Genomic DNA, 26,208 nt, shown 5'->3' on the forward strand with positions numbered 1-26,208 from the left:
GTCGCCCTGGTGCGCAACCACCGTCCCCGGCCAATTCCGCCACACGAACTCACCGGCCGCTCGCAGCGATTGTCGCGTGATCACCGTTCCCCGGCTCACTGCCCGTGCGGGTCGGGTCGGCTGCCCGCGCCGCGCGCTTGCCGTCTTCGGGGTCGACCCGCGACATCAACCGGCTGTCCGCTAGCCAACACTTCCGACCGTGGTTGCGTCGGGTGCCCGCGCCGCGCGCCCGCCATCCCCGAGCCAAACCCACCACACCAACCCATTGCCCACCCACCATCGCCGGCCGAAGTTGCATCCGATGCCCACGCCACACAACTGCCATCCCCTGGCTAATCCCCACCACATCACTCCACCGCCCGCCGGTCAGCGCCTCCGACTGCGGTTGCGTCGGGTGCCCGCGCCGCGCGGTTGACATCCCTCTCTCCCAACACATTCCTCAACGTCGCTCGCCTGGTGGTGCCGGTTGGGTGCGCGAGGGAGGTGGGTGGTTGTGTGGGATCCGGCGGCGGTGGTGGGGAGCGTGGTTGCGGTTACTGAAGCTTGGGAAGGGGAAGGGGTGACCGTCTGGGCGAGGCCGGAGTTAGGTGGACGGTGCTGGAAAGCGCTTTCCTGAAGGCGGCTTCAGGGTGGTGACACGATCGTGTATGGGTTGGTGTGTAACGGAAATCGATCTTTTGGGGCGCGTAGAATGGGGGTATGGAAGAGGACTGGGGGAAGTCTGTGGAAGACGAAGCGTGGAAGTATGGGGAGGGGGAGTTGTGGGAGGTGGGTGGGGAGATTGAAGAGCGGCGTAGGAGGGATTATGCGCGGCAGGTGGGGGTGGTGGCGGAGTTGTGGTCGCGGACGCCGGGGGCGAAGGACGATCGCCGGGCGATGGTGACGGATCTGATGCGGCGGTGGAAGCTCACGCGGGGGCAGGGGCGGGAGCTGTTGCGGCATGCGGAGTTGTTTCGTAGCAGGCAGATCAGGGAAGCGGCGGGGGCGGGGGTGCTGAGCCGGCTGCATCTGAACGTGATCGGGAAGACTCTGGATGAGGCGCCGGAGGTCGATCGGGACAAGGTTGAGGCGGTGTTGTTGGAGAACGCGGTGGAGTTTGACGGGGCGCGGTTGAAGACGATCGGGCTGCGCATCCTGCAGTTGTTGGATCAGGACGGGAAAGCGCCGGATGATCGGGAGTTGGCGCGGCCTGAGCGGGAGTTGTCTGTGGAGACGCGTAGGGATGGGTCGGTGGTGATCAGGGGGCGGATTGACGCGGAGGCGGGGGCGGGGTTGGAGGCGTTGCTGAGTCCGTTGGCGAAGCCGACGTCGGGCAGAGACTCGCGTACGTTGGTGGAGCGGCAGGGGGATGCGTTGGTGGAGATCATCGGGATGGCGGCGGCGAGTGAGGATCTGCCGGTGGAGGGTGGGGAGCGGCCGCATCTGGCGTTGACGATGTCGATGGCGGAGTTCGAGCAGCGGAAGGCGACCGCGCGGATTGAGGGTGGGGGTGTGCTGAATGTGCATTCGGTGCGCCGGATTGGGTGTGACAGCAAGGTGATGCGGGTGATCTTGGGGGCGAGGTCGGAGGTGCTGGATGTGGGGCGGGCTCGGCGGACGATCCCGGGGCCGATCAGGAAGGCGTTGATACAGCGGGACAAGGGGTGTGCGTTTCCGGGGTGTGATCGCCGGCCGCGTCAGTGTCACGGGCATCATGCGGTGCACTGGGCTGATGGTGGGGTGACCGCGTTGGACAATCTGGTGTTGCTGTGTGGTGAGCATCATCGGGTGGTGCATCACGGGAACTGGGGAGTACGGATCGAGGACAACGTGCCGGTGTTCGACGACCTGTTGGCGGAAGCGGGCTAAGCCTCGGAGCGGCGGGCGCGGCTGGGGGCTACGCGAGGGGGCTCGTTGGGCATCTTGGGATAGACGGGCGGCCACGGGGCGTCCATGAGACCGGCGGCCATGTCGCGCTCCGAACGTTCCAGCAAAGGCTCCAAAGACTGGGGAGAAGCGTTCATCGCGGACCACGCGTCGCCGTGGGAGGCGACGAAGTCCGGAACGGTCTGGATGGTCAAGGCGTCGGGGTCCACAGTGGACAGGTGGTCCCAACTGATCGGGGTGGAAACCTGGCCGCCGATGCGGGGACGGGCGCACCACGCGCCGAAAACGGTCTTGTGCGGGGCGTTCTGGTTGAAGTCGACGAAAACGCGGGTGTCACGCTCCTCCTTCCACCACTGGGCGGTGATGAGAGCGGGGTGGCGGCGTTCGAGCTCGCGGGCGAGGGCGACGGCGGCGGCGCGGACCTGGTAGCCGTCCCAACGCTCGGCCAAGCGGACGTAGATGTGTAGACCGCGGGAGCCGGTGGTCTTCACGAAAGACGTGATGCCGCACGAAACGAGGAAATCCCGCACCAGGAAAGCGGCCTCCTGGATCTGGGGGAAACCGATGCCGGGAGAAGGATCCAGGTCGATGCGGAGCTCATCGGCGACCGAAGGGTTCGCGGCATGGAACGGCCACACGTGAAAGCCGAGACAACCCATGTTGACGGCCCACAAGACATGCGCCAGATCGGCGGCGACCAAGGCGTCGCTGGTGGTGCCGTTCGGGGTGGAGACGACGGTGGTTTGCAGCCACGGCGGGGCGGACTTGGGAACACGCTTCTGGAAGAACGACTTGCCGCCGGCGCCCTCCGGATAGCGCTCCAACAACAACGGCCGGCCCCGGACGGTGGACAGGAACGGGGCGGCCACGGCCTGGTAGTACCGCACCAGGTCGAGCTTGGTCGCCCCGATCCCGCCGAAGAACACCTTCTCCGGATGGGTGATCTCCACGCCCTCGACGATCATGCCCCGAACAGCGCCTTCAACTCGGCCGGGGCGACCTGGTCCAACTGCGAATAGGTGCACGACGCGGGCGTGCGATCAGGGCGGAACCGGACGAGACGGCCGCCATGGCGGAAACGGCCGGCCATCACGTGCTCGTACCGCACCTCGGCGACCAACTCGGTCCGCAGCGGCTCCCAACTCAGATCCTTGCCGGCGCTCCACCGGCTCTGCCCACCGGGCATCCGCCCGCCGGCCTCGGCCTGGGCAACCGCCCAATCCCGCCACGGGTGCGTCTCCAAAGCGCCAACACGCAACGGGGCGAGCTCATCGACGAGCTCCTTGCGGCGCGCGGCGGTCATGCTGCTGGCCACGCCGACATGGTGCAGAGTGCCCTCGTCGTCGTACAGCCCGAGCAGCAGCGACCCCACGCCGTTGCCGTCCTTGTGCCAACGGAAACCGGCCACCACGCAGTCGGCGGTCCGCTCGTGCTTGACCTTCCACATCACCCGCTTGTCCTGCTCGTACGGCAGATCGCCGGGCTTGGCCATCACGCCGTCGAAACCGGCGCCCTCGAACCGCGTGAACCAGTCCTGGGCGACCGCGGGGTCACGGGTCAACGGCGTGATGTGGATACGGGCCAGATCACCGCCGATCACGCTCTCCAACAACTCGCGCCGCCGCGTGAACGGCTCGTCCATCAGGTTCTCGGAGCCCAACGCGAGCAGGTCGAAGGCGACGAAGCTGGCGGGCGTCTCCACGGCCAGCTTGCGCACGCGCGACGCGGCGGGATGCAGCCGGTTCTGCAAGGTGTCGAAATCCAGGCCGTCGCCGGTGACCACGACGATCTCGCCGTCGACCACGCAGCGTGGCGGCAGCACCTCGAGCAGCAGGTCGACCAGCTCGGGGAAGTAGCGGGTCAGCGGCCGGTCGTTGCGGGAGCCGAGCTCCACCTCGTCGCCGTCCCGGAACACGATGCAGCGGAAGCCGTCCCACTTGGGCTCGAACAGCAACCCGTCCGCGGTCGGCACTTCATGCACGGCCTTGGCGAGCATCGGCCGCACCGGGGGCATCACTGGAAGGTCCACAGCCGGTCACGATAGGGCGTGACCGGCCGTATCGCCTGGTGACAGCGCTGTCAGAGCTCTGCGTGACCGGACTGGTCCAGCTGCGTGTCCGCCACCGGCCGGCTGGTCGTCACCCGGAAGTCGGACACGTCGTCCAGCACGAAGGTCGGCGTGCCGGCGGCCTTGTCCGCCTTGACGTGGTGGAAGTCGGCGTCGACCACGTCGCGCAGCGCGAACGCGGGCCGCAGGTCCTGCTGCTCGTAGCGGACCTCGACATTGTCCAGGGTGACGCCGTCGACGTGCCGGAGGAAGAAGCCGAACGCCGGCAGCGGGCCGAACATGCTCGGCTCCGGATAGGCGTTCTCGTTCTCGGGCGGGTTCTCCGGAATGCCGCTCATGGTCAGCCCGCCGACCATGTGGTGGCGCACGTTGCTGATCCGCACGTCCTCGATCCGGTGACCGGGAATGCCGGCGATGGCCGACGGGTAGCGCGGGTCGGAGTTGTGCGCGATCAGGTTGGCGATGCTGACCCGGCGCAGCGTGCCGACGGGCACGCCGGCCGGGCCCCGCATGCGCGAGCCGAGCCGGAAGAAGATCGGCATCTGCACCTCGCGCATGGTGATGTTGCTGACCGTGATGTCCTCCAGCGCGCCGCCGTCCACAGTCTCGAAGGCCAGCCCGCGGCAGTGCTCGAACACAACGTTGGAGATGGCGATGTTCTTGAAGCCGCCGTTGGATTCGGTGCCGCACTTGATCCGGCCGGTGCGGCCGAAGTTGGCCGTCTTGTACGTGCCGTCGACCAGTGTGCCCAGGTCGTAGCCGCTGACGAAACAGTTGTCGATCGTGACGTTCTCGGTGTCACGGGCGTAGCCCAGCGCGTACGACGCCTTGAGCACGATGGCGTCGTCGGCCGGCGAGTTGACGGTGGTGTTGGAGATGCGGACGTTCTTGCAGCAGTCGACGTCGATGCCGTCACGGTTGGTGTCGATCACGACGTTGTCGATGCGGAAGTTGTCCACGCCGGTCGGCAGGATGCAGAAATGCCCTCCGTTGACCATGGTGACGTCCCTGATCACCACGTTGCGGCACAGCTTGAGCGCGATGCTTTTGTTGCCCTGCAACGGCTGCGACTCGGCGTTGCCGCCGCTGACCAGGCCCTTGCCGTCGATCGTGCCGGGCCCGCCGATGGTCACGTTGACCAGGTTCTCGCCCCAGATCAGGCTGTTGTGCCAGTGGCTGTGCCCGAAGTCCTGGTAGTTGTTGCCGGCGCCGGGCTGCTCGGCCGGGTCGTAGCCCTTGCCGCCGGCCGGCGCGGCGGCCAGCAGGGTCGCGTTGTGGGCCAGGTAGAGCGCCACGTTGCTCTTGAGGTGCACGGAGTAGCTGGCGTAGGTGCCGGCCGGGAAGAACACCGTGCCGCCGTTGCGGGCGGCCGCGTCGATGGCACGGTTGATCGCCACGGTGTCGATCGTGACGCCGTCGCCACGGGCGCCGAACTCCGTGACGTCGAACAGTTTCCCGGCCGGTCGGGCCGGCTCCGCGGCGGCGGTGCCGGCCAGCGGCAGGGCCATCCCGGCCGCGCCCGCGGCCCCCAGCGTGACGATGCGACGACGACTCACCCGGTCCATGGGACGGAGGCTACAAACGTTTACATCTTGTTTCAATAGGCCGTTCGCAACGGCAGCCGGGACACTCCCGTGCTGTTCGTCGTGGCGGTGAGCACCGGCGGGTCGGCCGGGTCGGTTCGCAGCACCGGGAAGCGGTCGAGCAGCAGGTTCAGCGCGATCCGGCCCTCCAGCCGGGCCAGCGGCGCGCCGAGGCAGAAGTGGATGCCGCGGCCGAACGACAGGTGCGGATTGGGGTCGCGGAGCGGATCGAACTCGTCCGGACGGGCGAACACCCGCGGGTCCCGGTTGGCCTGGTTCGCCCACAGCAGCACCATCCGGTCGGCCGGGATGACCTGGCCGCCCAGCGCGGTCTCGACCGCCGTGACCCGGGCCAGCACGTTGAACGGGCTGCGCAGCCGCAGCGACTCCTCGATCGCACCCGGCAGCAGCGACCGGTCGGCCCGGATCTTGGCCGCGTGCTCGGGATTCTCGTCAAGGCACAGCACGGTGTTGGTGAGCAGCATGGTGGTGGTGATGTGCCCGGCGAGCAGCAGCACCGTGGTGAAGTTGACCAGCTGGCCGTCGGTCAGGCGCTCGCCGTCCAGCTCGGCCTGGACCAGCCTGGTCAGCAGATCCTCGCGCGGCCTGGTCCGCCGCTCGTTGAGGTGGGACAACAGGTAGTCGGCCATCGGCTGGAGCGCCGCGGCCATCTCCTGGAAGCGCCTGGCCTGTGCGCCGTCCTCGTCCTTGGCCGTGAACTCGCCGTCGTTGAGCAGCAGCAGATCGGCCCACTGCCGGAACAGCTCCCGGTCACTGACCGGCACGCCGAGCAGCTCGGCGATCACGATCACCGGCAGCGGATGGGCCAGCTGCGACACCAGCTCCAGGTCGCCGTCGACGGCGTCGAGCAGCTCGGTGGTCAGCTCGACGATGCGCGGCTGGAGGGCGGCCACGACCTTCGGCGTGAACGCGGTGTTGGCCAGCGAGCGCAGCTTGCGGTGGTCCGGCGGATCGGTCTGGACCAGGTTGCCGTCGCTGATCCGGTCGTCCGGGTGCTCGCCGAACAGACGGGGGATGTTGGACGAGAACGTCGCCGGGTCGTTGAGCGCGGACAGCATCTCCGGATGGCCGGTCACGTTCCAGGTGCCCAGCCGGTCGTCGTAGTGCACGTGGGTCGTCATGGCCGATACCCTGACGCTGTCCGGCGTTGCGGCGGTTTCACAGCGGTTTCAGCGGGTGTCAACTACGCAGATCTGCGTATGTCGTACGTGATCGGGCCATCAGGACAATTTCCGGGTGGCGTTGATCAGGATCGGTACGGCACCAGCGCCGCGACTGACGGAGACCTTCACCCTGCCGCTGCCGGACGGCGGCCTGCACAGCGTCGTCGTGCTGCCCGACGGGGACACCGGCGTGGTCAGCGCGGAGAACGACGGCACCCTGTACCTGGTGTCGCTGGCCGAAGGGCGGGCGTTCGACCGGCTGGTCGGGCACGCCGGGCCGGTGAACAGCCTGGCGCTGGGGGATGCCGGCCGGCTGCTGCTGTCGGCGTCGGACGACGGGTCGATCCGGGTGTGGGACACCAGGACCTGGCGGACCGTGACCGTGTTGACCGGGCACAGCGGGTACATCCGCCAGGTCGCGGCGCAGGGCCGGATCGCGGTGTCCGCCGGCGAGGACCGCACGGTTCGGGTGTGGGACCTGGAATCCGGGGACTGCCAGGCCGTTTTCGACGACCATGTGTCCAGTGTGGACCATGTGGCGATCAGCCCGGACGGCATGGTCGCGGCGTCGGCGGCGCGGGACAACCAGGTGCTGCTGTGGGACCTGGACGCGCTGCGGCTGAAGCGGGAGCTGTACGGGACGCCGCAGTTCATCCGCGAGATGCCGGACCTGGGATGGATGGGCGACACCTGGATCCTTTGTGGACGCAACGACACCGGTCGTGGGCATGAGGAAGCGCCGACGGCCCTGCTGTTCGACGACTCGTACCTGTACACGGCGGCGGCCGAGGTGATCCGCTGGGATCTCGGCGACGGGTCGGAGGTCGCGCGGTTTCCGCGACAGGGGTTCATCAATGCCCTTGGCGTCCATGGGGATTTCGTCGCCGCCGGGTCGCTGCACGGGGTTCGGGTGTGCGGGGACGACGGGGCGCTGGCGACGTTCGGCGTGGACATCGGGCGTGTGGTCGATCTCGCGTACCTGCCGGACGGGCAGTTGGTGACCGCGCACGAGCCCGGGGCTCTGAAGCTGTGGCCGGCCTTGCGGGGCGACGAGCGTGACGGTGGGCGGCACCAGGCGGCCGTCGCCGATCTTGTGGTGTCGGATGACGGGTCGCGGGCGGCGAGCCTGAGCCTGACCGGCGAGGTGCTGCTGTGGGACGTCGATGCCGGCGCGGTGGTTGCCGTGGTGGACAGCCACGATGTCCCGTGCGAGCCGGTGTTCCTGGCCGACGGGACGTTGGTCGTGGCCGAGCGCACCAAGCTGCATCTGGTGTCGCCCGACGGAAGTCGGCGGGTTCTGCCGCCGACCGGCAAGGAACCCAACATCGTCTCCGTGGCGGCGATCGGCGATCACTCGGTGCTGATCGTGCCGTACACCGGCGCGCCCGAACTGTGGAACCTGGACGGTCCACAGTGGACCTTCGTCGGCGCCGCCGGCAATGGCGTGCGGTTCCGGCCGCTGATCGCCGACGGGCTCGCGGTGGTCGCCGCCGGGTTGCCGTCCGAGCACGAGCTGATCGGCGGCGCCCCGGTCAACGTCGTCGGCGTGCCGGCCTTGCAGTGCTGGGACCTCGGCCGCGGCGAGCTCGTGTGGACCCGACACGGGCGGATCACCACCGAGCTCGCCTGGCCGACGTACTCCTGGACTGTGCAGCTTGCCAACGGCACCGTGGCCACCCCTGGCGACCTCAGCTCGCTGGTGCTGCTCGACGCCGCGAGCGGCGAGGTCCGCCAGGAGTTCCCGCTGCCCAAGGCGTGCCACCGTCCGTGCGTCGAGTTGTCCGACGGCACCCTGCTGTTCGTCGACCATGACGAACTCGTCAGCGCCGTGTGGGGCATCGACCCCGGCGCGGATGTCCTGCTGCCGTGGTTGCAGTTCCCCCGATCCCAGGCGCTCTGCCTGGCCCCGAGACAGAACCTGGTGGTACGCCTGGGCGAACAGCAGCTGCACGCCCATCGGCTCAGCTCCGGCCGCGACCTCGGCTGCGTCCGGCTACCGGCCGAGGCGGCCTGCCTGGCCCTGGCCGGTGACGTGGCCGTGGTCGGCGACCGCGACGGCGGTGTGCACTTCTTCCGCGTCGAGGTGTAGCGAGCACGGCGGGCGTGGTCTCAAATATGCTCGGCGAATGACCAGCTTGCAGGGCCTGTGGTCGACGCCGGCAGCATTGCGCGCGGTGCGGGCCACGGTGGTGGTGCCGGGCTTGTTCGCGTTCTGCTACGGGGTGCTCGGCGACCTCCAAGTGGCGACGTTCGCGGCGTTCGGTGGCTTCGCGACTCTGGTGCTGGCGGCGTTCGGCGGCCGGGCGCGGGACAAGGTCGTCGCACACCTGGGCCTGGCGGTGGCCGGCAGCGCGCTGATCGTGATCGGCACGGCGGTGAACGGGTCGGTGGTGGTGGCCACCGTGGTCACGCTGCCGGTGGTGTTCCTGGTGCTGTTCGCGCAGGTCGGCGGCCCCAACGCGGCCTCGGGCAGCGCGGCGGCACTGCTGGCCTACGTGCTGCCGGCGGCCTCGCCGGGCACCATGGCCATGCTGCCGGAGCGCCTGGCCGGCTGGTGGCTGGCGTCGGTGGTGGGCACGCTGGCCGTGCTGGCGCTGTCACCCAAGCCGCCGGGCGCGCAGCTGCGGCTGGCGGTGGCCGACAACGCCCGCGCGCTGGCCGACCAGCTGTCGGCGGCCCTGTCGGGCGACCGTGACCCGAAGTACCGGCAGCACTCGCTGGACCGCAAGCACAACCTGCTCACCACGTTCACCGCGACGCCCTACCGGCCGACCGGCCTGGCCGCGGCCGACCAGGCCCTGGACAGCCTGGTCGGGCTGCTGGAGTGGTGCACGTCGGTGATCTGCGACAGCCTCAGCGAGTACGACGACCTCACCGACATCGACGAGGTCGAGCGGCGCCTGCTGGCCGACACGGCCGCGGTGCTCAGGGACGTGGCCGCGCTGCTGACCGACGAGCCGACCAAGCCCCAGCTGGAGTGCCTGGAGCGCAGTCTGGCCGACAGCGTCGAGCACCTGCGACGGCTACGCAGCGACAGTGCCGAGTTCGGGGCGGCGGTGCACCTGTCGTTCCACGCCCGGGCGGCAGCCGTGGCCGCGCACACGGCCCTGGCCGACGCCCTGATCGCCGCGCACCGGGCGGACCCGGCGATCGTGTCGAACGGCCGCCGCCGCTGGTACGGCACCGACCCCACCGGCGCGGAGACCACCGGCGGCGAGAGCCGCCTGGCCGGCGTGTCGACCATCGCCAGCGCGGTGTCCCGCCACGCCAACCTGAGGTCCGTGTGGTTCCTCAACAGCGCACGGGGCGCCATCGCGTTGGCCGCGGCGGTCGCCGTCGCCGACCTCACCGGCGTGGAGCACGGCTTCTGGGTCGTGCTCGGCACGCTGTCCGTGCTCCGCACCAACGCCGCGTCCACCGGCTCCACGGTGCTGCGGGCGCTGCTCGGCACGGTGGTCGGCTTCGTCATCGGCGCCGCGCTGCTGCTGGCCATCGGCTCCAGCACCGCCGCCCTGTGGACGGCGCTGCCGCTGGCCGTGCTCGTCGCCGCCTACGCCCCCGGCGTGCTGCCTTTCGCCGCTGGTCAGGCCGCGTTCACGGTTGTCGTCTGTGTCCTGTTCAACCTCCTCGTGCCGGCTGGCTGGGAAATCGGCGTGGTGCGGATCGAGGACGTGGCCATCGGCTGCGCGGTCAGCTTCGCGGTCGGCGTCCTGTTCTGGCCGCGCGGCGCCGGGTCGCTGGTCGCCGACGACCTGGCCGATGCCTTCCGCACCGGTGGCGTCTACCTCTCCGACGCCGCCCACTGGGCCCTGGGCCTGCGCCCGGAGGCACCGGCCGCCTCGGCCGCGATCGCCGCCGGCAGCCGCCTGGACGAGGCGCTGCGCGGCTTCCTGGCCGAGCAGGGCACCAAGCGGGTGCCGAAGGAAGACCTCTGGCGGCTGGTCGCCGGGGCCCTGCGGGCCCGGCTCACCGCCCACTCCCTGGCCGGCCTGCCGGCCGCGCCGGGGAGCCGGATCCGCTGCGTCAGCAGCTCGGCGAGCACGCGGGCCAGGTGGCGGCCTGGTTCGACCACCTCGCCTCACGGCTGGACCGTGCCGACCACAGCGGCGCGCCCATGCTCGCGCCCCCGCAGCTGCGGGAACCGGTCTTGCCGAACGGGACCACGGTCCCGGACCTGTCGACGGCCCTGTGGGTGGGCGAGCACCTCAAGCACGTGACGCCCAGGCTGATGGAGTTGGTGGCGCCGGCCGGCGCGGTGGCCGCGCAGCGGCACCGCCCGTGGTGGCGTTAGAACTGGATGGTCGGCATGTCCTTCAGGTAGGAGTTCATGTACTGCTGCCAGATCCCGGTCGGGACGTCCACGCCCTCCTTCATGGGGGCGAGGTCCTTGCGATGGCCCAGCCAGACCGCGGTGACCAGCTGGGGCGTGTAGCCGACGGCCCAGGCGTCGGAGTTGTCGGGGGAGTCGAGGAACTGGGTGGCGCCGGCCTTGGCCGCCACCGGCCGGCCGCCGGCCAGCCCGGGCCCGGTGAGCAGGGACTGGGTGACCAGCTGGGCCTGGGGCTGCTCGAACACCTGCTGCGGTGTGGCGGCCGGGTCGGCCGCGTGCTCGAAGATCGTGTTGCCGTTGGTTTCGGCGATGCTGGTGATGAAGTGCGCCGGCACGTACTTGCCGCCGGTCGCCAGGGTGGCGTACGCCTGCGCCATGTCACGGGGTCGGACGGGGTAGCCGCCCGAGCCGATGATGTCGCCGGGCTGCTTGCCGTCGCTGCCGGTCAGTGCCGGGCCGGTCTTGCCGCCGATGATCTGGGTGGTGGCGATGCCGGCCTTGAACGCGGTCTCCCGCACCTTGTTCGGGCCGATGTCGTCGGTGATCTTGTAGAAGACGGTGTTGGTGTTGTTCTTCATGGCGTCGGCGACGGTGCACTGCGGGCCGCAGTCGGCGCCGCCGAAGTTCTTCACCGCCAGGCCGCCGACGGTTACCGGCGCGGTGCCGTTGTATTGGTTGGCCAGGGTGATCGGCGGGGTGTTCCGCACTCCGGCCATCAGCACCAGCGGCTGGAAGGTGGGGCCGGGCTGGGCCGCGGTGTCGGCGGCGTCGGGCAGCGACTGGCTGTCACCGCCGAACCAGGACACGACGGCCCCGGTGGCCGGGCTGATCGACACCAGCGCGTCGCCCACGTCAGGATCGGTCGACTTGAGGGAATGCGCGGCGTCCTCGGCCATGGCCTGGGCCTTGGGGTCGATGGTGGTGTGCACCTGCGCGCCGATGTGCCGCAGCGCGTCCTCGTCGAACCCCTTCTCCTTGGCCTCGGCCAGCACCTGCCGCGCGATGAGCGCGCGGGCCGGCGGCAGCGAGCCCGAGTTGGGGCTGACCGGCTTGGGCGGCTTGGTGAAGTCGGCTCGCGCGGTCGGGTCGAGCCAGCCGTTGGCCACCATCCGGTCGAGGGTGTGCGTCCACTGCTGCTCGGTCCACTTGTCGTCCTCGCTGCGGGACGGCTGGTCGATGAGACCGGCCAGGAACGCCGCCTCCGACGTGTCGAGCTTGCCCACGTCCTTGGCGAAGTAGGCCTGCGCGGCGGCCTGGATGCCGTAGGCGCCGCGGCCGAGGTAGACCAGGTTGAGGTAGCCGGTCAGCACGTCGGCCTTGCTGCGCTGCTCGGTGAGCTTGATCGCCCGCACCAGCTGCACCCACTGCGCCGGCAGGGACTGGGCGTCCTCGCCGGTGGCCAGCCGGACGAACTGGGTGCTGATGCCGCCCTGCCCGACGTTGGTCTCGTAGCCCTCGTCCTCGGCCGCCTCGACGGCATGCCGCACGACCGGCGGGATCTGGTCGTAGCCGACGACGGTGCGGGTGCCGCCGGTCGCGGTGCCGATCGTGGTCATCACCGAGCCGTCGGCGTAGTAGAGGGTCACCGTCTGCTGCTGGTCGGCGACGGCCTTGGGGTCGGGCACGTGCACCGCGGTATAGGTGACGCCGAACGCGATCACCGGTATCGCGACGATGACAGCCACCACGATGTACCCGATCCGGCGCACGCGACGCCAATTGATGTCGGGATGCGTGGCTTCCTCGTTCACGCCGGACTACCCCCTCACGTCGGAGCGTCATGTCTATCAGTTGCTTGTGTGGACACCGTCAGGCGGTGGTTGTCACGTCACCGCGTTCGGCAGGGTGAACAAAGGGAAATGCTCGGCCCCGAGGAACGAGGTCAGTTCGGCGATCCGGTCGTCGCGCAGCGTCAGCACGGTGATCGACCAGGCCAGATGCGGGCCGTCGCCGTCGCGGCGCAGGTAGAACGCGACCGCGGGTTGGCCGTTCGCCGTCAGCACCCGATGTCGCCAGCTGCCGCAGGAGCTGAGGGGCACGCGTACGGCAAAGTCCATCACGGACTCCCGTCCGCGGTACCACTGCGTCAACGGCGGCATCGACCACGTGACGTCTTCGGTCAACAGCGCCAGCAACGCGTCGGCGTCGCCGCGTTCCAGCGCGCCGGCGTATTCCGCGACGATTTCCCGGACCCGGGCGTCGCCGATCTTCCGCAGCGTCCGCTGCTGGCTCGCGGCCGGAATCCGGTCGGCCACGATCGCGCGGGCTCGCTGCAACGCGCTGTTCACCGACGCCGTCGAGGTGGCCATCACGTCGGCGATCTCGGCCGCGGAGAAGCCGAGCACCTCGAACAGCAGCAGCGCCGCCCGCTGATTGCCGGGTAAATGCTGCAACGCGGCGACGAACGCCAGTTCCACGGCCTCACGTTGCTCATAGCGGGCGTCCGGATAGGGCCCCAGCCAGGCGGTGTCCTCGGTGTGGTCCATCGGCAGCGCCCGGCGGGCGCGGGCGCCGACCAGATCCAGGCACGTGCGGGTGGCGACGGTGTAGAGCCAGGAGCGCAGCGAACTTCGCCCCTCGAAGCCGGCTACTCCCTTCCACGCCCGTAACAGGGCGTCCTGGAGCGCGTCGTCGGCGTCGTGGGTCGAGCCGAGCATTCGATAGCAGTGCGCATGCAGTTCGCCGCGCAGCGGCTGTACGAGTCGCGTGAACGCGGCGTCGTCCCCGCCGCGGGCGGCGGCGAGATCGGTGTCATGAAGCTGGACTTCGCTCACGCCGATGATTCTGCCGGAGTCGGCCGGTCTCCTTTCCCGACCGCGTTCTGACGAGAGGAACGACCGTGAAGGAAGATCTACACCACTACCTGCGCGACGCCCGCAGGTCGATGCTGTGGAAGCTGGATGACCTGGGCGAACGCGATATCCGGCGGCCGCTGACGCCCACCGGAACAAACCTGCTGGGACTTGTCAAACACCTCACCACGGTGGAGCTGCTGTACCTCGGGATCGTGTTCGACCGGCCGCCGCTGGAGCCGGTTCCGTGGCTGCGGCCGGACCTCGAGCCCAACATCGACCTGTGGGCGGCCGAGGACGAGTCCCGCGAGTACATCGTCGAGGGCTACCGGGACGCGTGGCGCCATGCCGACGCCACGATCGCCGAGCTGGATCTGGCGGCCGTCGGCACGGTCGTGTGGTGGCCGGAGAAGCAGGCGACGCTGCACCGCGTGCTGGCCCACGTCCTCGCCGAAACCCAGCGCCACCTGGGACATGCCGACATCGTGCGCGAATTGGTCGACGGGGCCGCCGGCCTGCGCAAGGGCCAGGACTTCCTGCCGTCGCGCGACGAGCTGGGCTGGCATGCGCACTACAGCCGGCTGGCCAAGCTGGCCGACAGGTTCGAGTGACACGAAAGCCGCTTTGGTTGCGTTTCGCGCAACCAAAGCGGCTTTCGTGTCACTGCAAGCTAACCAGCTGAGATCGTCGACCGCACCCACGAGGCGATGACGCTGGCCGTCGCGTCGCCGTAGATGGACTTGGTCCGGCCGCAGGTGTCGGCGCCGGGGCCGTCCGCGCCGCGGCTGTCGCTGCCGACCAGCATGCCGTTGACCACGGCCGGGCCGCCGGAGTCGCCGTAGCAGTCGCTGCCCGACACCGTGGTGGCGAAGCACAACTCGACGCTGCCGGTGATGCCGCCACAGCTGCTGTCGGTGGCCACCTTGGTGGACAGCTGGCGCAGCGTGGAGCTCATCGGGCCGCAGCCGCGGGTGCCGCAGGTCTGGCCGAAGCCGTACAGCGTCACCGCGGAGCCGACCGCCGGCGAGGTGCTGGCGATCTGGATCGGCGTCTGGCTGACCGCGGAGGTCAGCTTGTACAGCGAGAAGTCGTAGCCGCCGCCGTTGTACTTGGGATTGCGCACCCACTTGGAGACCTTGGCCAGCGTGCCGCCGCTGTTCAGGTTCTTCGAGCCGATGCGGATCTGGGTGGCGCCTTCGCAGTGGGCCGCGGTGAGCACCCACTGGCTGGCGACGAGCTCGCCGCTGCACCACATGCCGGAGCTGTCGCCGACGGCGGCGGCCCAGGACGGGGCGGTGCCGACGGTGGTGCCGCCGACGATGTCCGGCGTGCTGGCGGCCTGGGCCGGCACGGTCGTGGCGCCGAGCAGCGCCAGCGCCATCGCCGCGATGGCGGAAAGCCTGCTGATCTTCAAGGGGCACGCCTCCACAGGGATACTGGTGGCGAACCGGGTTGTGGTGTCAGGGTTTCCGGTGCGCCACGAGCGGATGGTGTGCGCCCAACGTAGGAGTAGTCACATGGGCCCGGACACGGCCGAAAGTCGGGTATTTCGGACGTGTCGGGTTGCCTGTCGTGTCAATCCGCCGAAAGCCCGGACCAGGTCCAGCGGGGCATCGGCGCATCGGTCGGCACGATGCTGTCCGTCGGGGCGTAGATCAGGACATCGCTGACCGACCATTCCATGTAGGCCCGCATCGCCGAGCGGAACTCCGGATCATCGGGCATTCCCACGTCGTCGATCGCCGCCATGAAACAGTCCACGAAGCGGCGGCCCAGGTCGTGCATGCCGATGCCGTTGTGGGCGTGCATCCGCAGCAGCGCGGACTGGTCGCCGGCCGTCGTCGAGTACGTCGGCGGCCCGCCGAGCACCTCCGCCCAGTAGGCGGCCAGTCGCGCCACGTGCTCGGGATGCTGGCCCGGGTGCGAGAACGGGTGGTTGAGCTCGGGATCGGCCAGACAGCGCTGGTGGTGTGCGGCGGCCAGCGCAAGGAAGGCCGCCTGTCCGCCGGCGTGCTCGTACAGGCTGGGTCGCATGCCGGCCAGCGTGGCACAGTGGTCGCCGGTCCGGAATGGACAACGTTGTCCCGGCTTTTCTCGAGTCGCGGACGAAAGTCCGGTGGATCGGTACACCCGTCTCTTTCGACGTATTCGACGAGGTTTGCCGTCCCATACCCAGGTTGGTGTGGTTGCATCTGTTCCTCACCACCGGAAAGGGAACGCGGATGTCCATCGAGCAGCGGCGTCGCGCCGTGCTGCTGCCGGCCGAGGCGGAGATACTGCGCCGCGGCCTCGACGCGTTCGCCGAGCTCGGCTACGAGGCGACTTCCGTGCGGGAGCTGGGCAATCGCCTCGGGGTCAGCCACAACTTCGTCAACGACCGCTACGGCTCCAAGGGCGCGTTCTGGGAGGCCGTGGTCGACTTCGCGCTGACCGAGTCCCGCCGTCAGCTGGATCCCGTGCTGCTGCGGCATTTCGAGGATCCGGCCGAGCGGCTCGCGGCGATCGTGCGGCGGTTCTACCAGATCGCCGTGCGCAGCCCGCAGCTGAGCCGGCTGATGGCGTATGAAGGGACAAGGGATTCCGCCCGACTGGACTACCTGTACGAGCGCTTCCTCACGCCGGTGCTGCTGCTGTGCGTGCCGTCGCTGGACGAACTCGTTGCGGCGGGCCGAATGCGGCCGGTGTCACTGTTCCAGTTGTACTCCCTGGTCACCGGGCCGATCGCGACCATGACGCAGAGCCCGCTGGCCCGGCGCTTCGGTGAGCCGTCGGTGAGCGACCAGGAACGCAGCGCGACCGCGGACTCGTTGGCCACCATGGTGATGTCCGGGCTGCTCCAGGACTGAGCATGCGATGATGGCCGCCGGGGTGGGGTTGTTGGTGCATGTTCATCCGTCGGCCGTCGTCGCACCCGAGGCCGAGCTGGCTGACGACGTTGTCATCGGCCCGTACGCGGTGGTGCACGGCTGCGTGCGCCTTGCCGCCGGCGTGCGTGTGGACTCACATGCCGTGCTGGGCGGGGATCCCCAGGACCTGGCGTTCACCGGCGGCCCGACCACGGTGGAGATCGGGCCGGACACGGTGATCCGCGAAGCGGTGATCGTGCACCGGTCGACCACGTCGACGCCGACCCGGATCGGGGCCGGCTGCGTGATCATGGGGCAGGTGCACGTGGCCCACGACTGCCAGCTGGGCGACGGTGTCGTGGTGTCGCAGGCGGCGTCGCTCGGCGGTCACGTCGCCGTCGACGACGGCGCGGTCGTCGGCGGCATGTCCTTGGTGCAGCAGCATGTTCGCATCGGCCGGCAGGCCGTGGTCGGCGCGATGTCCAAGGTGACAAGGGATGTGCTGCCGTTCTGCGGCGTCGAGGGCAGCCCGGCGACGCACCGTGCGCTGAACGTGGTGGGGTTGAAGCGATCCGGCATGCCGCCGGCCGACTACCGCGCGCTGCGGCACGTGTTCGACCTGTTACGCGACGGCCACGAACTAGACTCCTGGGCCGACGGTCCCGTCGCGCAGCTGGTCGAGTTCCTGGCCGGGCCGTCACGGCGTGGTATCAGCCCGTTTCGTCATGGCGGCGAGGCGGTGTGAGGATTGCTCACCACCTAGGCCCTGAGTCCGGCCAGCGCCAGGCGCAGCACCCGTTCCCGCTGCTCGTCATCCATGAACTGCACCGTGCTGACGGCGGCGATGAGCATCAGCACGTCCTCGATGGACGGGTCCGGGTTGGCCACTCCGGCCTCCTGCGCCCGCGCCAGCAGCGGCGTGCCGGCCGCGTACAGCGCCGCCCTTGACGCCTGGAACCGGTCGCCGGCGCGGTTGAGGCCGTCGGCCAGGGCCTGCTTGGCCACGATGTAGTCGATGAACCGGTGCAGCCAGCGCACCAGCGCTTCCCACGGCGGCAGCGCATCCAGGCCGTCGGCCGCCCGGCACAGGTCGTCGACCTCCTGGAGGTAGACCTCCTCGATGAGGTCCTCCTGGTCGGGAAGTTGCGGTAGAGCGTGGCGATGCTCGTGCCCGAGCGCCGGGCGATCTCGTCCAGCGAGGCCTGCGCCCCCTGCTCCGCGAACGTCTCCCGCGCGGCCGCCAGCAGCGCGTCGAAGTTGCGCCGGGCGTCCGCACGCTTGGGCCGTCGCGAGGGCAGGTCCATCGAGTCTCCTGGACAACTGAACCGTAGGAGGTCTACGGTTAAACCGTAGGGATACTTCGGATCTTAGGGGAGCTCGTTCGCATGTCCACCATTGCCCTGGTCACCGGGGCCAACAAGGGCGTCGGCCTGGCCACCGCCCGGCAGCTCGCCCAGCTCGGCATGACCGTCCACCTGGGCAGCCGTGACCTGTCGCGCGGCACCGAGGCCGCGGCCCAGCTGGCCGCGCAGGGGATCGTCGTGCATCCGTTGGAGATCGACATCACCGACGACGCCTCCGTAGGCAAGGCGGCCGACTTCCTGGCGGCCGAGCACGGGCGGCTCGACGTCCTCGTCAACAACGCCGGCATGCTCAACCGCAAGGCCGCCCTCACGGTCACCGCCTCCGACATGCGCCCCGAATTCGAGACGAACGTGTTCGGGCTCGTGCGCGTCATCCACGCCATGCTGCCGCTGCTGCGCCGCTCCGACGCCGCCCGCATCGTCAACGTCAGCAGCACGTCCGCCGTCTTCACGCACACCGCCGACCCGTCGTCGATGTTCGCGCAGTCGCACGACTCCTTCGCCTACGCTGCCGGCAAAGCCGCCGTCACGATGCTCACCCTCAAGTACGCCAACGCTTTCCGGGCCGACCCGGCACTGGCCAACGCCAAGATCAACGCCGTCACCCCGGGCTACGTGGCCACCGACCTCAACGGCTTCCAGGGCGTACGGACCACCGAGCAGGGCGCCCGCGCCTCCGTCCGGTTCGCCACCCTCGGCCCCGACGGCCCGTCCGGCGGCTTCTTCGACGAGGAGGGCCCCGTGCCGTGGTGACGCCCTACCCCAGCTGCTTGTCGACGAAGCACCAGCGCCAGCTCTCGCCGGGCTCGTAGCTGCGCATCACGGGGTGGCGGGTGTCGCGGAAGTGCTGGTCGGAGTGCTTGCCGACGGACGAGTCGCAGCAGGCGACGTTGCCGCACTTCAGGCACATCCGCAGGTGGACCCAGGTGAGCCCGGCCTCGATGCAGGCGGCGCAGCTGTCCTGGCTGCTGGGCGGGACGTCACGCCACTCGTGGGCGAGGTGCTTGCACGCTTCGGCGAGGGAGGCGGGGGCGCGGAGTTCGCGGTCCTCCTGTGACGGCTCGTCGTCGTCGCGGTCGAGCATGGACTCCTCGATGTCGAGGCGCTCCAGGACACGGCGGAGCACGACGTCGTCGGCGGAGCCGTTGTCGCGGGCCTTCAGGCAATGCTCCCGCTCGACCTGGAGCAGATCGAGGCGTAGCCGTCGATAGGCGTCGCTGGGGGTTTCGTTGAGCGCGGACTGCCGGCCCAACTGCTCCCAAGCGGCGTCGGTGCGGCCCTGGAGTCGTTCCCGAAGCCGCTCGACGACCTCGGGTGGGTCGTTCTCGGTGCTGATCTCGTCCAGCCGGACCAGGGCGACGCGGACCATGTCGTGCAGCAGAGCGGCTTCCTGCAAGGCGTCCTGCGCGGGATCGGGCCCGGGCAGGCCCATCCGGCGCACCAGCATGGGCAGAGTGGTTCCCTGGAGCAGCAAGGTGCCGGCCACGACGACGAAAGCGGCGAGCACGAGCACGACCCCGACCCGATCCGGCATGGCGGCGGGCAGGATGAAGGCGGCGGCGAGCGTCACGACGCCGCGCATGCCGGCCCAGCCGATGACCACGGAGTACCGCCACGGCCACGCCTTGTGCTTCTTGAATCCGAGCGCCTGCTTGACCCGCTTCCAGACGGCGATGACGAACAACCAGACCAGCCGGGTGAGGATGGTCGCGGCCAGCACGGCGGCGCAGATCAGGACGAGCATGGGGACGGACAGGCCGCTCCGCCCGACCTCGGTCAGGATCCGCCGCAGCTGGAGCCCGATGAGCAGGAAGACGGTGTTCTCCAGCAGGTACGCCACGGTCTGCCAGTTGTGCCGGCTGGCGGTCCTGGCCGCGCCGGACAGCACCCGCGGCGACTGGTGGCCCATGATCAGGCCGGCGACCACCACGGAGAGCACGCCGGACCCGTGGATCTCCTCGCCCAGCAGGTACGCCACGAACGGCACGGCGAACGACAAGGCGGTGTCGGCCACCGGCTCCTGGAGCTTGAGCCGGATGAACGAGGCGGCGTAGCCGACGACCACGCCGCCCACCGCGCCGCCGACGGCGGCCCACACGAAGTCCAGGCCGACCTGCCAGAGCGAGATCGTGCTGGCGATGGCCACGAGGCTGGTATTCAGTGCGACCAGCGCGGCCGCGTCGTTGAACAGGCTCTCGCCCTCCAGCAGCCGCACCAGTTTGCGCGGCATTGCCACCCGCCGGGCCACGGCGGACGCGGCGACGGCGTCGGGCGGCGCGACCACGGCACCGAGCGCGAGGCCGGCGGCGAGCGGCAGGCCGGGGATCACCAGCCACGCGACCAGGCCGACGCCGGCAGTGGTGAACAGCACCAGGCCGACCGACAGCACGGCGATGGGGCCGCGCAACCGCCGGAAGTCGAGCAGCGAGGTCTGGATCGCCGTCGAGTACAGCAGCGGAGGCAGCAGGCCGACCAGCACCACATCGGAAGTCAGCTGGTACTCCGGTACGCCCGGCACGAACGAGGCGGCGACACCGACCACGATCAGGCACAACGGCGCCGACCAGTCCAGCCGCCGCGCGATCGCGGTGACGGCCAGCACCGCCACCACCAAAGCAACAATTTCCGCCGCGATCTCCACGGCGGTGATTTTCACTCGTCGGCCGCCTCGACAGCCAACCGACCCGCCTGAGCTTCGTGAGAGCTTACTTGCACGAAGCGAGTGAGCGTGCCTAAGCTCGTGAGAGTCAACTCTTGCGAAGGAGCTCGTCATGACGTTCGATCTGGGCGACGGCCTCACGGTGGCGGTGGACCAGCGGGACGGGACCGGTGATCCGGTGCTGGTGCTGCACGGCGGCGCGGGCCCGCGCTCGGTGCGGGGACTGGCCGACCTGCTGCCGGGCGACTCGACCGTGCTGACGCCGACGCACCCCGGTTTCGACGGGCAGCCCCGGCCGGACTGGTTCGACAGCGTCCCGGACCTCGCTGTGGCCTACCTCGACCTGCTTGACCTGCTGAAACTGGACCGGGTGCTGGTCGTCGGGAGCTCGATCGGCGGCTGGATCGCGGCCGAGATGGCGACCCGCGACACGCGGGATCGCATCGGCGCGGTGGTGCTGCTCAACGCCGTGGGCATCGACCCGGCGGCGGGCCGGTTGACCGACACCCGTGACCTGAACCCGGCCCGGCTCGGGGAACTGGCCTTCGTGAACCCGGCGCTGCGCCTGGACCCGTCGACGCTGACCGACGAGCAGCGGGCGGCGAGCCTGGCCAACCAGCAGACGCTGGCGGTGTACGCGGGGGAGCCGTTCATGTACGACCCCAAGCTGCGCCGCCGGCTGCGCCGGGTCGATGCGCCGGCGCTGGTGGTCTGGGGCGAGGAGGACGGCATCGCGACCGGCGACTACGGACGGTCGTACGCGCAGGCGTTTCCCCAGGGGCGCTTCGTGTTGGCGCCCGGCGCCGGGCATTTCCCGCACATCGAGGCGGCCGCGCTGACGGCCGCCTCGATCGAGGAGTTCGTGAAGCAGCTTTAGGTCGCGGGGGTGGTGGCGTACCGCGCCATCACCTTTACGGTCGTGGCGGGGGTCAGCTCGCCGTCGGCGGCGATGGTGTCCCGCAGGTCCCGGAAGTACTGCACGTACAGGTCGGGCGTGAAGGTGTTGAGCATGACCGCCGGCTCGTCGCCGGGGTTGGCGAAGGTGTGCGGCACGCCCGGCGGCACCATGACCAGGGTGCCCTTGGGCGCGTCGTGGTCCCGGTCGCCGACGGTGAACCGGACCAGGCCGGACACCACGTAGAACCCCTCGTCGTGCTGGGCATGCCGGTGCTGCGGCGGCCCGGCGCTGTGCGGCGCGAGGGTGATCTCGCCGATGCTGAGCCGGTGTTCGGTGACGCTGCCGTCCTCCATGATCCGCATCCGGGCCGGGCCCAGTTCGATGACCTCGCCGCCGTCCGGGCCGGTGATCGAGACGTCGTTCACGGCTTCTCCCTCGTGAGAATTAACTCTCACGAGGCTAGGTGGCAGTCATGGGCAGACGCAAGTGCTCTCTCGCGAGTGGGGTAGACTGATGCGCATGCAGACCGCCTCCGGCCGGGTCAACCAGAAGACCCGCACCCGCACGGCCATCGTGCGGGCGGCCGCCGAGCTCAGCGCGACCGGCCGCGAGGTGACGATGCCGGAGGTGGCCCGGGCCGCGCTGGTCTCCGAGGCAACCGCTTACCGCTACTTCCCGGACCTGGCCTCGCTGCTGCGCGAGGCCATCGCCGACCAGATCCCCAGTCCCGAGGAGGCGCTGGCCGGCGTCGCCGACTCGGTCGACCCGGTGGAGCGCATCGCCGCCGCCACCGAGTTCCTGCTCCGGCACGTGCAGGCCCGTCAGGGCGTGGTGCGCGCGATGATCGCCGCCACCATCGTCCGTCCCGAGCAGGCCGACGCCCGCCCCGGCATGCGCTTCGGGCTCATCGACTACGCCCTGGCCCCGCTGGCCGGCACTCTCGGCGGCCGCGACCCGCAGGCATTGGCCCAGCTCAAGAACGACCTCGCCGTCGTGGTCAGCGCCGAGGCCCTGTTCTCGCTCACCGATCTGCGGGGTATGACCGCGCAGGCCGCGATCACCAGCCTGGTGCGCACGGCCACCACGCTGACCCGGGCGGCAATCGGCTGACTGCAAGCGGTTCAGGTAAGCGCTTGGTGACTTTTTCCTGGCGCTACACCATTTCGCAGCAATTGATCCTTTGTGGATGAATGCCGCCGATGTGCCGAGCCGTTGTCCGCGCTGGACAACGGCCGCCCCGTGTTGACCATCCACTGTGGACGTGACGTTGACCCGACCGAAAGTTACCGACTGGTAAGTAGTGACGGGCGAGGGATTGAAAAGTATAACTTGTTCTAATCCCTCAACGGTGAGGAAGATCACATGGACAAAGATTCTGTGTGTACCAACACCTCTGGCCAATTTTCGCGACGAGCGTTCATAGCTGGAACGGGTTCTATCTTGGGCGCGGTGGCGCTGGGCCCTGCCACCGCTTTCGGATCGGCCGCCAGGGCGGCGGCCGGGCCCATCCAGACCGGCGCGCATGTGCCCGTGCTGGTCATCGGCACCGGGTACGGCGGCTGTGTGGCGGCGCTGCGCATGGCCCAGCACGGCGTCGACGTGCAGATGATCGAGATGGGCATGGCCTGGGACACCCCCGGCGCCGACGGCAAGATCTTCGCCAACACCACCACGCCCGATCAGCGGTCGTACTGGTTGCGCACCAGGACGAAGCAGCCGCTGAGCAACTTCCTCGGCTTCCCCATCGACAAGGACATCCCGCGCTACACCGGGATCCTGGACGCCGAGGAGTTCGCCGGCATCATCGTGTACCAGGGCCGCGGTCTCGGCGGCGGCTCGCTGGTCAACGGCGGCATGGCGGTCACGCCCAAGCGGGAGAACTTCGGCGCCATCCTGCCGACGGTCAACCCGGACGAGATGTACAACACCTACTACCCCAGGGCCAACTCCGAGCTCGGCGTCGGCCTGGTCGACCCGGCCTGGTTCGACACGGTGGACTGCTACCAGTTCGCCCGGGTCGGCCGGAAACAGGCGGGACGGTCGGGTTTTCCCTTCGTGTTCGTGCCCGACGTGTACGACTGGGACTACATGAAGCAGGAGGCCGCGGGCACCGTGCCGAAGTCGGCGGTGGCCGGCGAGATCCTGTACGGCAACAACTACGGCAAGAAATCCCTGCAGAAGACCTACGTGCCAAGGATCATGGCCACCGGCAGGGTGAACATCTCCACCCTGCACAAGGTGACCTCGGTGTCGCCGGCCTCCGGCGGCGGCTACACGGTGCTCATCGACCAGCTCAACACCAACGGCGACGCCGTGACCACCAAGTCCGTCACCGCGGACCGGGTGTTCTTCGCCGCCGGCAGTGTCGGCACCAGCAAGCTGCTGACCATGTTGAAGGCCACCGGAAAGCTGCCCAACCTGAGCTCGGAGATCGGCAAGGGCTGGGGCGACAACGGCAATGTGATGGTCGGCCGGGCCAACTGGTGGTGGGACGCGACCGGCGCGGTGCAGGCCTCCATTCCCTGTGGCGGCATCGACAACTGGGCCGCGGGCGGCGCTTTCGCCGAGGTGGCCCCGCTGCCGACCGGCATCGAGACCTACGCCTCGTTCTACCTGTCCATCACCAAGAACCCCAACCGGGCCGAGTTCAGCTGGAACGCGGCCACCAACAAGGTCGACCTGTCCTGGCAGACCGCATGGAAGCAGCCGTCCATCGACATGGCCAAGACCATCTTCGACAAGATCAACGCCACCGAGGCGACGATCTACCGCTCGGATCTGTTCGGTGTCAACAAGATCTGGGGCGACCATCTCACCTACCACCCACTCGGCGGCGCGGTGCTCGGCAAGGCCACCGACAACTACGGGCGGCTCAACGGCTATCCGGGCCTGTACGCCATCGACGGCTCGCTGATCCCGGGCAACACCAGCGTGAATCCCTTCGTCACCATCACCGCGCTGGCCGAGCGCAACATCGAGAAGATCATCGCCACCGATCTGTAGCGGCGGCTGCCGGGGCGGCGCTCAGTGCCCCGGCAGCACGCACACCGCGTCGATGCCCAGCACGTGGTTGAGCCGCCCGAAGGCCAGCCACGCGCCGATGCTCATGCTCAGCTCGACGATCTCCTTCTGGCTGTAGTGCTCGGACATCCGCGTCCAGAACTCCTCGTCGATGTTGTGGTGGTCCACCGCGTAGCGCTCGGCGTACTCGGCGGCCAGCCGGGTCCGGTCGTCGAAGCGCTCGGTGGTGCGCCAGTTCAGCACCGCGTCGGCGAACTCCTCCTCGACCTTGACGCCGTCCCGGTCGGTCCGCCAGTCCAGGCAGAACAGGCACCCGTTGATCTGGGCGATCCGCAGCCGCGCGGCCTCGAACTCGCGCAGCCCCAGCGTGGTGTGCTGGTACACCGACAGCGAGAAGGCGGCCGCGGCCGTGCCGATGCCCGGCACCATCTCGCCCCACACGTAGCCGATCGCGTCCTTGCCCGCCGGGATGTCGATGTTCATCGTGATTGTCCTTCCGGAACAGTCTTGGCCAAGGACAGTCAGGCGCGGCTCAGCTTGCCGATCGCCGGCCGCAGCGGGACGTCCAGCGCGTCGTAGAGCCCCGGCTTGGCCTGCGCGAGCCAGTCGATGGCGTTGACCAGCCGGCCGACCGCCGTGGCGTTGCCGCCGGCCGAGCGGTTCTCGCTCTCGTCGGTCGCCTCCACGGTGACCTCGATGCGTGGCCGGCCTTCGATGATGACCCGGTGCGCGCCGTCGCCGCTGGGCGGCTGCGGCCAGTCCGAGGCGCACGAGGCGTGGATGCGGGTGACGTGCTCGATGACGATGCGGGCCTCGCCGTTGACGATGCCCTGCACCTCGAACCGCACCGCGCCCTGCGTGCCGGCCTCGAACTCGCCCATGGTCCGCGTGGTCACCGTGGTCTCGAGCGGACGCCGGTCCATGGTCTCGCGGATCTCGTCGAGCTCCACGCCGAGCTCGCGGGCGATCATCCGGACCTGGCCGCCCCACACCATGGTCGGCACGGTGGCGATCAGCATCGGGGCCTGGTAGTCCATCGGCTGGCCCATGCCGACCAGGTAGCGCACCGAGTCCGGCTGCTCGTAGGTCGAGTAGTCGAAGATCTCCTGGCAGCGGATCACGTCGATGGTGCTGGCCAGGCCGCTGATCAGCAGCGGCAGCACGTCGTTGCCCCAGCCCGGGTCCACGCCCGAGACGAACAGCGAGCCGCCGCCGGTCTCCACCGCCTTCTGCACCGGGTCCAGCAGCTCCGGCGGCGCGTTGCGGTAGTCGTAGAGCGGATACAGCGAGGGGGAGACGACCACCGCGCCGCACTCGATCGCCCGGACCAGGTCGGCCAGCGCCTCCATGCCGCGGATGTCCCCCGAGGCCGCGTACACCACAGCCCGCGGCTTGGCCGCCAGCACCGCGTCGATGTCGTCGGTCGCCGGCACGCCCAGTTCGACGTCCAGGCCGGCCAGCTCGCCGGCGTCGCGGCCGACCTTGGCGGGATCGTGCACCAGGACCGCGGCCAGCTCCAGCGCCGGATGGGCCTGCACGGCCCGGATCGCCGCGCGGCCGACGTTGCCTGTGCCCCAGACAACCGTGGCTATCATGC

23 protein-coding genes and 1 pseudogene are annotated in these 26,208 nt (G+C 69.5%); 10 read left to right on the forward strand and 14 right to left on the reverse strand.

The annotated features are described in order from the left end of the window. Window positions 1–699 precede the first annotated feature (699 nt). A complete protein-coding gene (locus M3Q35_RS03985) occupies window positions 700–1,848 on the forward strand; it encodes an HNH endonuclease signature motif containing protein (RefSeq protein WP_273940230.1) in 1,149 nt (382 codons plus the stop codon). Here M3Q35_RS03985 and ligD read toward each other — a convergent pair. From ligD to M3Q35_RS04005, 4 genes are read right to left on the reverse strand one after another with little or no spacing between them, the layout of a single operon-like run. Then, a complete protein-coding gene (ligD, locus tag M3Q35_RS03990; protein WP_273940231.1) occupies window positions 1,845–2,831 on the reverse strand; it encodes a non-homologous end-joining DNA ligase in 987 nt (328 codons plus the stop codon). The two genes, M3Q35_RS03985 and ligD, sit on opposite strands and share 4 nt — an antisense overlap. Continuing rightward, window positions 2,828–3,895: an ATP-dependent DNA ligase gene (locus M3Q35_RS03995; RefSeq protein WP_273940232.1), complete on the reverse strand. Its 1,068-nt coding sequence runs from the start codon at window positions 3,893–3,895 to the stop codon at window positions 2,828–2,830. Before M3Q35_RS03995 ends, ligD begins: the two co-directional genes overlap by 4 nt. 50 nt (window positions 3,896–3,945) lie before the next feature. Next, the gene (locus M3Q35_RS04000) at window positions 3,946–5,499 is read right to left on the reverse strand and encodes a rhamnogalacturonidase (RefSeq protein WP_273940233.1); all 1,554 of its coding nucleotides are present in this window, start codon (window positions 5,497–5,499) and stop codon (window positions 3,946–3,948) included. 32 nt (window positions 5,500–5,531) lie between these two features. Continuing rightward, complete coding sequence (locus M3Q35_RS04005; protein WP_273940234.1) at window positions 5,532–6,659, reverse strand: cytochrome P450; 1,128 nt, start codon at window positions 6,657–6,659, stop codon at window positions 5,532–5,534. Between the two features lie 115 nt (window positions 6,660–6,774). Between M3Q35_RS04005 and M3Q35_RS04010 the strand changes: the two genes are divergently transcribed. Next, window positions 6,775–8,790 (forward strand): WD40 repeat domain-containing protein, encoded by a 2,016-nt coding sequence (locus tag M3Q35_RS04010; protein WP_273940235.1) that lies wholly within the window; start codon window positions 6,775–6,777, stop codon window positions 8,788–8,790. 37 nt (window positions 8,791–8,827) lie between these two features. Then, complete coding sequence (locus M3Q35_RS04015; RefSeq protein WP_273940236.1) at window positions 8,828–10,918, forward strand: FUSC family protein; 2,091 nt, start codon at window positions 8,828–8,830, stop codon at window positions 10,916–10,918. A 70-nt stretch (window positions 10,919–10,988) separates the two neighbouring features. On the opposite strand, the gene M3Q35_RS04020 is transcribed toward M3Q35_RS04015, so the two are convergent. Both M3Q35_RS04020 and M3Q35_RS04025 read right to left on the reverse strand, forming a co-directional pair. Then, on the reverse strand, window positions 10,989–12,782 hold the full coding sequence (locus M3Q35_RS04020) for a transglycosylase domain-containing protein (RefSeq protein ID WP_273940237.1): 1,794 nt from the start codon (window positions 12,780–12,782) through the stop codon (window positions 10,989–10,991). A gap of 72 nt (window positions 12,783–12,854) precedes the next feature. Next, the gene (locus tag M3Q35_RS04025; protein ID WP_273940238.1) at window positions 12,855–13,805 is read right to left on the reverse strand and encodes a sigma-70 family RNA polymerase sigma factor; all 951 of its coding nucleotides are present in this window, start codon (window positions 13,803–13,805) and stop codon (window positions 12,855–12,857) included. Window positions 13,806–13,870: 65 nt separating this feature from the next. Between M3Q35_RS04025 and M3Q35_RS04030 the strand changes: the two genes are divergently transcribed. Beyond that, the gene (locus M3Q35_RS04030) at window positions 13,871–14,434 is read left to right on the forward strand and encodes a DinB family protein (RefSeq protein WP_273940239.1); all 564 of its coding nucleotides are present in this window, start codon (window positions 13,871–13,873) and stop codon (window positions 14,432–14,434) included. A gap of 59 nt (window positions 14,435–14,493) precedes the next feature. Here the strand turns inward: M3Q35_RS04030 and M3Q35_RS04035 are convergent, their stop codons facing one another. Together M3Q35_RS04035 and M3Q35_RS04040 are read right to left on the reverse strand one after the other, a co-directional pair. Then, complete coding sequence (locus M3Q35_RS04035; protein WP_273940240.1) at window positions 14,494–15,237, reverse strand: S1 family peptidase; 744 nt, start codon at window positions 15,235–15,237, stop codon at window positions 14,494–14,496. Between the two features lie 161 nt (window positions 15,238–15,398). Further along, window positions 15,399–15,857 carry a group II truncated hemoglobin gene (locus M3Q35_RS04040; RefSeq protein WP_273940241.1) on the reverse strand — a complete coding sequence of 153 codons (459 nt, stop codon included), beginning with the start codon at window positions 15,855–15,857 and terminating at the stop codon, window positions 15,399–15,401. Window positions 15,858–16,045: 188 nt separating this feature from the next. Between M3Q35_RS04040 and M3Q35_RS04045 the strand changes: the two genes are divergently transcribed. Next, entirely contained in the window at window positions 16,046–16,669 is a 624-nt protein-coding gene (locus M3Q35_RS04045) for a TetR/AcrR family transcriptional regulator (RefSeq protein ID WP_273940242.1), read from the forward strand. Between the two features lie 10 nt (window positions 16,670–16,679). Continuing rightward, a complete protein-coding gene (lpxA, locus tag M3Q35_RS04050; protein ID WP_273940243.1) occupies window positions 16,680–17,414 on the forward strand; it encodes an acyl-ACP--UDP-N-acetylglucosamine O-acyltransferase in 735 nt (244 codons plus the stop codon). A 14-nt stretch (window positions 17,415–17,428) separates the two neighbouring features. On the opposite strand, the gene M3Q35_RS48435 is transcribed toward lpxA, so the two are convergent. Further along, the gene (locus M3Q35_RS48435) at window positions 17,429–17,707 is read right to left on the reverse strand and encodes an SbtR family transcriptional regulator (protein WP_337960557.1); all 279 of its coding nucleotides are present in this window, start codon (window positions 17,705–17,707) and stop codon (window positions 17,429–17,431) included. 146 nt (window positions 17,708–17,853) lie between these two features. Continuing rightward, window positions 17,854–17,973 (reverse strand): annotated as a pseudogene (locus M3Q35_RS48440) (TetR/AcrR family transcriptional regulator); the annotation flags it as partial. Window positions 17,974–18,054: 81 nt separating this feature from the next. On the opposite strand from M3Q35_RS48440, the gene M3Q35_RS04065 reads away from it, so the two are divergent. After that, complete coding sequence (locus M3Q35_RS04065) at window positions 18,055–18,786, forward strand: SDR family oxidoreductase (protein WP_273940246.1); 732 nt, start codon at window positions 18,055–18,057, stop codon at window positions 18,784–18,786. A gap of 4 nt (window positions 18,787–18,790) precedes the next feature. Here the strand turns inward: M3Q35_RS04065 and M3Q35_RS04070 are convergent, their stop codons facing one another. Beyond that, window positions 18,791–20,674 carry a Na+/H+ antiporter gene (locus M3Q35_RS04070; RefSeq protein ID WP_273944243.1) on the reverse strand — a complete coding sequence of 628 codons (1,884 nt, stop codon included), beginning with the start codon at window positions 20,672–20,674 and terminating at the stop codon, window positions 18,791–18,793. Between the two features lie 130 nt (window positions 20,675–20,804). On the opposite strand from M3Q35_RS04070, the gene M3Q35_RS04075 reads away from it, so the two are divergent. Beyond that, a complete protein-coding gene (locus M3Q35_RS04075) occupies window positions 20,805–21,569 on the forward strand; it encodes an alpha/beta fold hydrolase (protein ID WP_273940247.1) in 765 nt (254 codons plus the stop codon). Here the strand turns inward: M3Q35_RS04075 and M3Q35_RS04080 are convergent. After that, entirely contained in the window at window positions 21,566–22,015 is a 450-nt protein-coding gene (locus tag M3Q35_RS04080; protein ID WP_273940248.1) for a cupin domain-containing protein, read from the reverse strand. The genes M3Q35_RS04075 and M3Q35_RS04080 overlap by 4 nt on opposite strands. 94 nt (window positions 22,016–22,109) lie before the next feature. Here M3Q35_RS04080 and M3Q35_RS04085 point away from each other — a divergent pair, with 94 nt between their 5' ends. Further along, window positions 22,110–22,700 carry a TetR/AcrR family transcriptional regulator gene (locus M3Q35_RS04085; protein ID WP_273940249.1) on the forward strand — a complete coding sequence of 197 codons (591 nt, stop codon included), beginning with the start codon at window positions 22,110–22,112 and terminating at the stop codon, window positions 22,698–22,700. Between the two features lie 339 nt (window positions 22,701–23,039). Continuing rightward, window positions 23,040–24,593, forward strand: coding sequence for a GMC oxidoreductase (locus M3Q35_RS04090; RefSeq protein ID WP_446685287.1), 1,554 nt, complete (start codon window positions 23,040–23,042; stop codon window positions 24,591–24,593). Between the two features lie 21 nt (window positions 24,594–24,614). On the opposite strand, the gene M3Q35_RS04095 is transcribed toward M3Q35_RS04090, so the two are convergent. Together M3Q35_RS04095 and M3Q35_RS04100 are read right to left on the reverse strand one after the other, a co-directional pair. Next, entirely contained in the window at window positions 24,615–25,094 is a 480-nt protein-coding gene (locus M3Q35_RS04095; RefSeq protein WP_273940250.1) for a carboxymuconolactone decarboxylase family protein, read from the reverse strand. Between the two features lie 38 nt (window positions 25,095–25,132). Next, window positions 25,133–26,206 carry an NAD(P)H-dependent amine dehydrogenase family protein gene (locus tag M3Q35_RS04100; RefSeq protein ID WP_273940251.1) on the reverse strand — a complete coding sequence of 358 codons (1,074 nt, stop codon included), beginning with the start codon at window positions 26,204–26,206 and terminating at the stop codon, window positions 25,133–25,135. Window positions 26,207–26,208: the final 2 nt, after the last annotated feature.

Origin of the sequence: Kutzneria chonburiensis (assembly GCF_028622115.1) — a bacterium.
In the GTDB taxonomy this organism is placed as follows: Bacteria; Actinomycetota; Actinomycetes; order Mycobacteriales; family Pseudonocardiaceae; genus Kutzneria; species Kutzneria chonburiensis.

What these genes read in the sequence shown, in the direction of transcription:
- M3Q35_RS04015 (WP_273940236.1), top strand. Translation starts at nt 8,828, where the DNA reads ATGACCAGCTTGCAGGGCCTGTGGTCGACGCCGGCAGCATTGCGCGCG.
- M3Q35_RS04100 (WP_273940251.1), bottom strand. Translation starts at nt 26,206, where the DNA reads ATGATAGCCACGGTTGTCTGGGGCACAGGCAACGTCGGCCGCGCGGCG.
- M3Q35_RS04000 (WP_273940233.1), bottom strand. Translation starts at nt 5,499, where the DNA reads ATGGACCGGGTGAGTCGTCGTCGCATCGTCACGCTGGGGGCCGCGGGC.
- M3Q35_RS04075 (WP_273940247.1), top strand. Translation starts at nt 20,805, where the DNA reads ATGACGTTCGATCTGGGCGACGGCCTCACGGTGGCGGTGGACCAGCGG.
- M3Q35_RS04045 (WP_273940242.1), top strand. Translation starts at nt 16,046, where the DNA reads ATGTCCATCGAGCAGCGGCGTCGCGCCGTGCTGCTGCCGGCCGAGGCG.
- M3Q35_RS03985 (WP_273940230.1), top strand. Translation starts at nt 700, where the DNA reads ATGGAAGAGGACTGGGGGAAGTCTGTGGAAGACGAAGCGTGGAAGTAT.
- lpxA (WP_273940243.1), top strand. Translation starts at nt 16,680, where the DNA reads ATGGCCGCCGGGGTGGGGTTGTTGGTGCATGTTCATCCGTCGGCCGTC.
- M3Q35_RS04065 (WP_273940246.1), top strand. Translation starts at nt 18,055, where the DNA reads ATGTCCACCATTGCCCTGGTCACCGGGGCCAACAAGGGCGTCGGCCTG.
- ligD (WP_273940231.1), bottom strand. Translation starts at nt 2,831, where the DNA reads ATGATCGTCGAGGGCGTGGAGATCACCCATCCGGAGAAGGTGTTCTTC.
- M3Q35_RS04040 (WP_273940241.1), bottom strand. Translation starts at nt 15,857, where the DNA reads ATGCGACCCAGCCTGTACGAGCACGCCGGCGGACAGGCGGCCTTCCTT.
- M3Q35_RS04095 (WP_273940250.1), bottom strand. Translation starts at nt 25,094, where the DNA reads ATGAACATCGACATCCCGGCGGGCAAGGACGCGATCGGCTACGTGTGG.
- M3Q35_RS04085 (WP_273940249.1), top strand. Translation starts at nt 22,110, where the DNA reads ATGCAGACCGCCTCCGGCCGGGTCAACCAGAAGACCCGCACCCGCACG.
- M3Q35_RS04005 (WP_273940234.1), bottom strand. Translation starts at nt 6,659, where the DNA reads ATGACGACCCACGTGCACTACGACGACCGGCTGGGCACCTGGAACGTG.